Source organism: Agrobacterium burrii, assembly GCF_017313405.1.
Classification (GTDB): Bacteria; Pseudomonadota; Alphaproteobacteria; order Rhizobiales; family Rhizobiaceae; genus Agrobacterium; species Agrobacterium burrii.
Window position 1 is genome coordinate 1 of sequence record NZ_JAFLNA010000027.1, and the last position, 9,260, is coordinate 9,260.

At 48.9% G+C, this 9,260-nt stretch carries 6 protein-coding genes; 3 read left to right on the plus strand and 3 right to left on the minus strand.

The annotated features are described in order from the left end of the window. Window positions 1-182: 182 nt before the first annotated feature. On the minus strand, window positions 183-1,586 hold the full coding sequence (gene iaaH / locus JZX89_RS28365) for an indoleacetamide hydrolase (protein ID WP_045231698.1): 1,404 nt from the start codon (window positions 1,584-1,586) through the stop codon (window positions 183-185). A gap of 339 nt (window positions 1,587-1,925) precedes the next feature. On the opposite strand from iaaH, the gene JZX89_RS28370 reads away from it, so the two are divergent. Next, window positions 1,926-4,193: an FAD-dependent oxidoreductase gene (locus JZX89_RS28370; protein WP_045231697.1), complete on the plus strand. Its 2,268-nt coding sequence runs from the start codon at window positions 1,926-1,928 to the stop codon at window positions 4,191-4,193. A 702-nt stretch (window positions 4,194-4,895) separates the two neighbouring features. After that, the gene (gene ipt, locus JZX89_RS28375) at window positions 4,896-5,615 is read left to right on the plus strand and encodes an adenylate dimethylallyltransferase Ipt (protein WP_032489582.1); all 720 of its coding nucleotides are present in this window, start codon (window positions 4,896-4,898) and stop codon (window positions 5,613-5,615) included. A gap of 499 nt (window positions 5,616-6,114) precedes the next feature. On the opposite strand, the gene JZX89_RS28380 is transcribed toward ipt, so the two are convergent. Together JZX89_RS28380 and JZX89_RS28385 are read right to left on the minus strand one after the other, a co-directional pair. Continuing rightward, a complete protein-coding gene (locus JZX89_RS28380) occupies window positions 6,115-6,723 on the minus strand; it encodes a RolB family protein (RefSeq protein WP_246746825.1) in 609 nt (202 codons plus the stop codon). After that, window positions 6,686-7,885 (minus strand): IS256 family transposase, encoded by a 1,200-nt coding sequence (locus JZX89_RS28385; protein WP_042477839.1) that lies wholly within the window; start codon window positions 7,883-7,885, stop codon window positions 6,686-6,688. The genes JZX89_RS28380 and JZX89_RS28385 overlap by 38 nt, the downstream gene beginning before the upstream one ends. A gap of 604 nt (window positions 7,886-8,489) precedes the next feature. Here JZX89_RS28385 and JZX89_RS28945 point away from each other — a divergent pair. Further along, the gene (locus tag JZX89_RS28945; RefSeq protein WP_369809636.1) at window positions 8,490-9,167 is read left to right on the plus strand and encodes a RolB family protein; all 678 of its coding nucleotides are present in this window, start codon (window positions 8,490-8,492) and stop codon (window positions 9,165-9,167) included. Window positions 9,168-9,260: the final 93 nt, after the last annotated feature.

The following is a 9,260-nucleotide window of genomic DNA, read 5'->3' on the forward strand; positions in this document are numbered from 1 at the left end:
ATATAATGCTTATTCTAAGCTGTGAGAAGGATTAACTAAAAATTTTATATATCGATTTTTATTATATCAAGCAGATGTTTCGATCTTGGTGGCGACACAGACGCGCTGAGTATTCTATGAATTTCAAGAATAATTATAAATGAAGCGCAGATTTATTAGACAATAATTGGCGTGGTAAACAGCTAGTTCGGCACATCTGAGAAAGAACGAAAATTTATGGCTTTTTCTAATGCTGCCCCGATTGCTAACAGACGGTGGTCTGAACCCGCTAATCCATCAATTTCCATTCCAACAGGCAAGCGATCAGGTGTAAGGCCAACAGGAAGGCTCAACCCAGGTAGGCCTGCGTTGCTGCTTGGATCCACGTTTCGCACGTAGATCTTGAAAGTGTTCACCATTGAGCCATTGTGGATGACTGAGGAATCCTGACCTATGGCTTTGGCCGCCAAGGGTGCAGTTGGGAAGAGAATTGCATCTAACCGATAGAGTCTGAAGTAGTTGCGATAAGCGGCTTGGAGCCTTGGCCTGAAGGAGTGACGCGCCAGTTCATATTCAGCGTTGGAAATTTGATGTCCCTCAATTTGTGCGTTGACAATGTCCGCTACATCGGGACTACGAATTTCTTTGATAACGTCAGAAAAAGAAACTGTTCCCACAAACTCGTCGAGATACTGTTTTAGAGCGTGTGGAAATTCATAAAGTGCAATTGGCAAGCTGGCCCCGTTGTTCAGATCCTCCAGGTGGGGAATATTGGCTTCAACGAAGGTTACGCCTCTGTTGGCTAGCAAGCGAATCGTCGTTTCAGCTGCCAAGGCCACATCAGCATCAAGGTCACCGTAAAAGTAGGTAGTGGGGAGGCCGATCCGAAGCCCCTTCAGTGGCACGGGCGGAATTCTCGCCGGCCTTCGGGATATCACCTGGTCGAGAATTACAACATCGGCTACGCACTGCGCTATGATTCCGGCGGTGTCTCGGGTCGGACTAACCGGTATTATCCGATCTCCCGGATATCGACCAAGTGTCGGTCGAAATCCTACTACGCCACACAGGGCTGCGGGTAGGCGAACAGATGCACCGGTATCGGTGCCTATGCCGCCCAACATCAATCGGCTTGCCACCGCAGCAGCCACACCACCGCTTGAGCCTCCTGGTATCAGACCTGGATTCCACGGGTTCCGCACCGCCCCGGTGGCATAGTTGTTGCTCGTAATTCCAAACGATAACTCATGCATGTTTCCCGAAGCACCCGGCAGGGCTCCAGCTGAAAAAAGTCTTTCTGCGACGCGGGATGGTATCTTTGGCAAGTGGTTTATCAGTGCCGGCGTAGCAGCGCTGGTAGGAAATATGCCGGTCGCGATGTTCGCCTTAAAACAGAGTGGAATGCCGCAAAGACCTACTCCGGCGTTTCCATGGCGATCAATTTTTTTGGCGCTTCGCCGCAAGCCATCCCAGTCTGTAGCCAGAAGGGCATTCAATGCTTTTGCAGCTTCACAACGCGCGATTAGAGTTTCTACTAGTTCTAAGCATGAGTAGTCTTTCCGTCTTAGGCGTTCTAGGGTTTGTGCTAACGAGGTAATGGGCACCATCTTTCTGGATTGGGGATTTTAAGCCCATTTCAGATCAAATAAATATACCGCGCTTGGGCCCAAATTGCGCGATTATTGGAGGGAATTTCCCAATCACGGCGTATGATCCGAATTATTGGAGGTATTAAGGGCACTTTTTCAAACGGAAACAGTATTGTATCAATCAATATTCAACCTGATTGAGCGGCGAGTTGGACCCGCGTGAATATTCTATTGAAAAACGCCAAAATTGTCGCTTTCCATTGGGATGTCAATGCACAGTATGTTCCCCGATTTTCAACTTAAATAGAAACGGTTGATGTCTTTAGTTATCTACACAAAGACCAATCTTCCCTAGCAATGTCAGCCTCATCTCTTTTTGATAAACAATGCGATCATTTCTCTACCAAAATTGTGGATCTGATAATGGTCGACAAGCCTGATGAATTGGACCGCCGCGTTGCCGCAGCCTTCTCAGAACGAGAAGCTTCGAGGGAAAGAAGAATTACTCAAATTTCCGGCGAGTGCCGCGCTGGGTTAGCTTGCAAAAGGCTGGCCGACGGTCGCTTTCCGGAGATCTCAGCCGGTCAGAGGGTCGCAGTCCTCTCCGCTTACATCTATGTTGGCGAGGAAATTCTGAGGTGGATACTCGAACCAGAAGCTTCGGTGCGAACAAGAGTGAGTGGTCTCGTTGCCATCGACCTTGCACCATCTTGCATGGATATCTCCAGAGCTCAACTTCTCCAAACCATGAATTTGCTGAGTGGTAAAAGATGTGCACCCAGCGACCTTAGTCATTTCGTGGCCATTTCAATCTCTGAGACTGCCCGCTCCCGAACCCTGCAAATGGCGCCGTACGAAGAAGGCTCGTTGAAAAGCGTTACCGGGTTTACCGTAATCATTGAAGAGGCAGTACCATTTGACATGGTAGCTTATGGTCGAAACCTGATGCTGAAGGCTTCGGCAGGGTCCTTTCCAACGATCGACTTGCTCTACGACTACAGATTGTTTCTCGACAAATGTTCAGATAGTGGGCGGATCGGCTTCTTTCCAGAAGATGTTCCCAGGCCAAAAGTAGCGGTCATTGGGGCTGGCATTTCCGGGCTCGTGGTGGCAAGCGAACTGCTTCATGCTGGCGTAGACGATGTTACAATATATGAAGCAGGTGATCGGGTTGGAGGCAAGCTTTGGTCACATGCTTTCAAGGACGCTCCGAGCGTCGTGGCCGAAATGGGGGCGATGCGATTTCCTCCTGCTGCATCGTGCTTGTTTTTCTTCCTCGAGCGGTACGGTCTGTCTTCGATGAGGCCGTTCCCAAATCCCGGCACAGTCGACACTGACTTGGTCTACGAGGGTTGCCGATACATGTGGAAAGCCGGGCAGCAGCCACCGAAGTTGTTCCATCGCGTTTATAGCGGGTGGCATGCGTTCTTGAAGGACGGTTTCCTTGAGGGAGATATTGTGTTGGCTTCGCCTGATGCTATCACTGAGGCCTTGAAATTAGGGGACATTAGGCGGGCTCATGACGCCTGGCAAATTTGGCTGAACCGTTTCGGGAGGGAGTCGTTCTCTTCAGCGATAGAGAGGATCTTTCTGGGCACGCATCCTCCCGGTGGTGAAACATGGAGTTTCCCTCATGATTGGGACCTATTCAAGCTAATGGGAATAGGATCTGGCGGGTTTGGTCCAGTTTTTGAAAGCGGGTTTATTGAGATCCTTCGCTTGGTCATAAACGGATATGAAGAAAATCAGCGGATGTGCTCTGAAGGAATCTCAGAACTTCCACGTCGGATCGCCTCTCAAGTGGTTAATGGCGTGTCTGTAAGCCAGCGTATACGCCATGTTCAAGTCAGGGCGGTTGAGAAGGAAAAGACAAAAATAAAGATAAGGCTTAAGAGCGGGATATCTGAACTTTATGATAAGGTGGTGGTTACATCTGGACTCGCAAATATCCAACTCAGGCATCGTCTGACATCCGATACCACCATTTTTCGTGCACCAGTGAACCAAGCCGTTGATAACAGCCACATGACGGGCTCTTCAAAATTGTTCCTGCTGACTGAACGTAAATTTTGGTTTGACCATATGCTCCCGTCCTGTGTCCTCATGGACGGGGTCGCAAAAGCAGTGTATTGTCTGGACTATGAGCCGCAGGATCCGAACGGTAAAGGTGTGGTGCTCATCAGTTATACATGGGAGGACGACTCCCACAAGCTATTGGCGATCCCCGACAAAAAAGAGCGATTATGTCTGCTACGGGACGCAATTTCGAAATCGTTCCCGGCGTTTGCCCGGCATTTAGTTCCCGCTTGCGCTGATTACGACCAAAATGTTGTTCAACATGATTGGCTTACAGACGAGAATGCCGGCGGAGCTTTCAAACTCAACCGGCGTGGCGAGGATTTTTATTCTGAAGAACTTTTCTTTCAAGCGCTGGACATGACTAATGATACTGGAGTTTACTTGGCGGGTTGCAGTTGTTCCTTTACCGGTGGATGGGTGGAGGGCGCTATTCAGACCGCGTGTAATGCCGTCTGTGCAATTATCCACAATTGTGGAGGTGTTTTAGCAAAGGACAATCCTCTCGAACACTCTTGGAGGAGATATAACTACCGCAATAGAAATTAATCTGCGTATCCTGTTACAAGTATTGCACGTTTTATAAATTGCTATTAATGAATATTGATGTTTAACAACGAATATGATGGTGTAAATAAAATTTCTGTAATTCTATTAACCTCCATTATGTTGAGGTGCGCAGTAATATGTTGAGGTATAGTTAAAATATCAACTGTCGCGTTTATTGAATGGTAATATTATTCCAACGGTAGAATATCTTTGATTTTGTCACAATGACAACGACTGCAAGAAGTAAATAATAGACACCGTTGTTAAGGAATTGCTATCACATGTGCCTAACAATATGGACATATTTAAGTCAAATATGAAATAGTCGCCCTTATTTTGACGTCTCACCTAATCAACTATTACAAACGATTTCACTCTCTCGCCAGCAATGATGATAATCAGCGCAGACAAGTGGCAGTAAAGCGCGGAAAAACGTCCTCAAGTGGCATGAATAGCTGCCTCTATAGTGCTGATTTAGTCAGCCTTATTTTGACTTAAAGGCGCCTTCGTTGGTGACAAATTGCTTTCAAGGAAACAGCCGTGCCCCACACTTTGTTGAAAAACAAGTTGCCCTTTGGAGAGACGCTAAAGCCATTTGCTCTTCAATAAGGAATCTCGAGGAAGACAATATAACAGCCTGTGATGATACACTTCTCGAACCCAAAAAATATCAATTTGTATTCAAGATATCGCAAAACACTTATGGATCTCCGTCTAATTTTCGGTCCAACTTGTACAGGAAAGACATCGACCGCGATAGCTCTTGCCCAGCAAACCGGGCAGCCAGTCCTTTCTCTCGACCGGGTCCAATGCTGTCCTCAACTGTCAACCGGAAGCGGACGACCAACAGTGGAAGAACTGAAGGGCACGACCCGTCTATACCTTGATGAACAGCCTCTTGTGAAGGGTATCATCTCAGCCAAGCAAGCTCACGAGAGGCTGATCGCGGAGGTTTATAATAATGAGGCTCACGGTGGGCTTATTCTTGAGGGAGGATCTATCTCGTTGCTCAAGTGCATGGTGCAGAGCAGTTATTGGAGCAACGATTTTCGTTGGCGTATTATTCGCCACAAGTTAGCAGACGAGGAGACCTTCATGAAAGCGGCCAAGGCCAGAGTTAAGCAGATGTTGCACCCCGCTGCAGGCCTTTCTATCATCGAAGAGTTGGTTCATCTTTGGAATCAGCCTCAGCTGAGGCCCATACTGGAAGGGATTGATGGGTATCGATACGCCATGTTGTTTGCTAGCCAAAACCAGATCACACCCGATATGCTATTGCAGCTTGGCGCAGACATGGAGGATAAGTTGGCTCATGGGATCGCTCAGGAGTATCTCATCCATGCGCGCCGACAGGAACAGGAATTCCCTTCAATTAACGCAGTCGCTTTCGAAGGATTCGAGGGTCATCCGTTCGGAATGTAATAGGATCTCCTGGCGCCCTGGGGATTCGCTATGTTTGCGATTGGCAACGACGAACAGCCCTATCCGATGAAGACAAAAATCGCAGGACGAGTTGGTGGAAGGTATAGCCCAGGAGTATCTCAGCTATGCTCGCCTGCAGCATCGCCGCTACGCAATGCCAAAGATAGATCTATCTTTGCATAATAAAATACGATTAAGTATATTATGGAATGTTCGATTGGTATTTGTAGATGTTTTATTTTTCATGGGCGTGTTTCATTTTGTATTGTATTTTCATAGTTTTGAAACGAGACGTTTCATAAATAAAATTACGCACGACTAATAATAGTAATAATAATATGTGTTTGGGCCACAATTGCTGTATTTAGACCATATTAATTGCATTGCGAGAGACGAAAATGACGAATTTTATTTCGGTACTGGATGATATTAGAAACATGAAAAATAACAAGATTCAAAGCACGCGTTGATAGATCAAGTTTTCTGGTAACCGCGACACCTAACGTGTGAGATGGCACGATCCCAATGCGACAATGGGATAATGAATGAGATCGGATAATTGGAACTCTCTCGTTTCCTCTTCCTCTTCCTCTTCCTCGTTTTCGATACCTTCGTTATCCTCTCCTTCCTCAACATAATTACCTAGCCTGGCGTACCAACCATAACCTTGACCGCGGATTACATCAGTCCTGATCCGTATGAACAACTGGCTCATCAGGATCGCCAAAAAAAAGCTGTTTGTACTCGGACCGTGGTGGTAATTAACGAAGCCTCCTTGACCGCAACTCTGTTGCAAGATTGCGTTCATTTCTTGTGGATCCAATAGCCATGGGGGCATTGCGGTAGCTACTGTCCCGAAGGCCGGAGAGTTGGACGGTAATAGGCGATTGAGACCACACAATTGCGCTGTTACTTCATCGACGTAAACATAGGTGAGCCTCTGGTCTGAAAGGAGATACTCGTCATCGTACGCATTTGGGTTAACAACGGAGCGGTTAAAGATCGTGTCCACGGGAGTGGTGTAGCTGACGGCTGATGGCCGTGCTTTCCGACATGGGTCGGAGCGGATATCAGCGAGCCACAGCGGGCAGACTGATTTGGGGATCATCGCTCATTTGGGCCATGGTCTCAAGCGTCATATACCTGGCGCGTTGGACGGCCCACTCGTCGTTCTGTTCGAGCAGCAGTGCGCCAACGAGACGGACGATCGCTTCGTCGTTCGGAAAGATGCCGACGACCTCGGTGCGTCGCTTGATTTCGCCGTTGAGACGCTCAATTGGATTCGTCGAGTGCAGTTTTGCCCGGTGCTCTTTCGGGAAGGTCATGTAGGCGAGCACATCCTCTTCAGCATCGTCCATGATGGTGGCGAGCTTCGGCACTTTCGGTCTGATCTGATCGGCGACGCTGCGCCATTGAGCGCTTGCTGCCTCCGGCGTCTCCTGAGCAAATGCCGTTGCGATAAAGGCGGAGACGACCCGCCTGCCGCTCTTTCCAGCATGCGCGAGCACGTTCCTCATGAAGTGAACCCGGCACCTTTGCCAGGTGGCGTTGAGAACCTTGGTGACGGCCGCCTTGAGACCTTCATGGGCATCGGAGACGACGAGCTTGACGCCACGCAATCCTCGACGTGTCAGCCTGCGCAGAAACTCCGTCCAGATCGGTTCTGCCTCCGATGTACCGACCTCCATACCCAGGACCTCGCGCCGCCCGTCGTTGTTGACGCCGACAGCAATGATGACGGCGACGGAGACGATGCGACCGCCACGGCGGACTTTGAGATAGGTCGCATCCACCCAGACGTACGGCCACTCGCCCTCAATCGGCCTGTCGAGAAACGCCTTTACCTTGACGTCGATTTCTTCGCACAGCCGCGACACCTGGCTCTTGGAGATGCCCGACATGCCCATGGCTTTGACCAGATCGTCGACAGAACGGGTCGAGATTCCCTGGATATACGCTTCCTGGATAACCGCCGTCAGGGCCTTCTCTGCCATACGGCGCGGCTCGAGAAAGCTCGGAAAATAGCTTCCCTTGCGCAGCTTTGGAATGCGGAGTTCAACGGTTCCGGCCCGTGTCTCCCAATCGCGGTCACGGTAGCCGTTGCGTTGAGCAAGGCGCATCGGGTTCTTCTCGCCGAAGTCAGCACCGGTGGCTGAGCCGACCTCCAGCTCCATCAGCCGCTCGGCTGCAAAACCGATCATCTCGCGCAATAAATCTGCATCGGCGCTCTTCTCAACAAGCGAGCGCACGTTCATCATGTCATTGGTCATCGGTGGTCTTTCCGTCAGGTTGGTCTTCAACAACCCGACCCTAGCGGAAAACACTGATGGCCGCCCGCAAACCCAATCACCCGCTACAGCGCTATGAAAAGCGCGCGGCTGCTCGGCTTTGCTACCTCCCGCCACCTACACCACGTGCCGGGACACGATCCCGATTTGCCGAGGGGCTGTGACAGAAATGGAGTGATGGTTCGTGTTCTTATAGTGAATGGGCAAGCGATTGTGGCCGACTCGATAGCATTTTCGTGAGTGCACTTGGTAGCCTCGTCAGGCAATCAGCGCGCAACAGTCGCCGCATGTGGAAATATTTCTCCAATCAGGAGCATTTTTCGCTAAATGTGTCATATTTTTTGTCTTTTTTGTCCCAAAAGTCGTGGATTGGGTAATTAGATCGCAGAATGTGGCAATTCTGCGCCGAACTGCTTTTTGACATTTACGCCCCAACTTTTTCTTCGGTGGGCCACCGTCGGCACGAATTTTTGTCTTTTTTAAAGAGCGCTTGGTGCAAATTTCAGATTTCAGAGAAGATATCTGTTCCGTCTGAGGCAAGTTTCTACTTCTCAATTACAAGTTGGAAATGGAATACAATCGTCCAATGTTCCGACCGAGATACGTCAAATTTGTATCTGATTCATCGTTGGGAGATTTCCGTCTTAGGGAATCTAGGGACGCATATGTAGGGTTTATCAATAGTACATTAGCTAGTGCTCAGAAAGTGTTGGAGGAATCAATTCTAAAAACTAAGGTTTGCGCAGCCGACGGGAGGTTAGCGCATTTTTCTGAAGCGCCGTGTCTGCGGGGTCCTTCTTTTGACACCTTGTATTCAGTGCTTCCCGGCACTGATTTGTGGTACGTCTACGGTAGTTCCGACGAAATTCATCGGTTTGTGGAGTGCGGAAAATTTTTGTGCACTACGGCTTCCAGATTTGTCGCCTGTACTGAATCGCCTTACACCGACGGAGTGACATCCCAGACGATATGGAAATGGCACAACCAGATCTCACCTGGCTCTCGGCTTTCCCTGAAGGATGTGGAGGCGTTTTTCGCTTTCCTGCCGAATGTATCGTTTTTCAAGACGAACTATTCACTTCTCGAAATCCATGGCATGCATCAGCGCAAGTTTCTTGCCCCAATCCCAAGTTCACGGTTTAGATGCGAAGTTGTCGCGTTTGGTGAGGCCTTTCCGCCGTCGCCTAAGCTCGTACCAGATGCGAAGATTGTCAGCGTTGAGAGGCTTTCTAAGTGGTCCTACGGTAGTTGTTTCCGGTGTTAGATTAGCGCAGAGTGTTGATTGTGGATGTGTATTGCTTTTCAAATATTAATGTTAACTGAATCTTGAGTGTGTTTTTAACGTTATATTATATCA

Excerpts from the sequence above, each read along its gene's own strand:
- iaaH (WP_045231698.1), bottom strand. The coding sequence starts at position 1,586 with ATGGTGCCCATTACCTCGTTAGCACAAACCCTAGAACGCCTAAGACGG.
- JZX89_RS28370 (WP_045231697.1), top strand. The coding sequence starts at position 1,926 with ATGTCAGCCTCATCTCTTTTTGATAAACAATGCGATCATTTCTCTACC.
- ipt (WP_032489582.1), top strand. The coding sequence starts at position 4,896 with ATGGATCTCCGTCTAATTTTCGGTCCAACTTGTACAGGAAAGACATCG.
- JZX89_RS28380 (WP_246746825.1), bottom strand. The coding sequence starts at position 6,723 with ATGATCCCCAAATCAGTCTGCCCGCTGTGGCTCGCTGATATCCGCTCC.
- JZX89_RS28385 (WP_042477839.1), bottom strand. The coding sequence starts at position 7,885 with ATGACCAATGACATGATGAACGTGCGCTCGCTTGTTGAGAAGAGCGCC.
- JZX89_RS28945 (WP_369809636.1), top strand. The coding sequence starts at position 8,490 with ATGTTCCGACCGAGATACGTCAAATTTGTATCTGATTCATCGTTGGGA.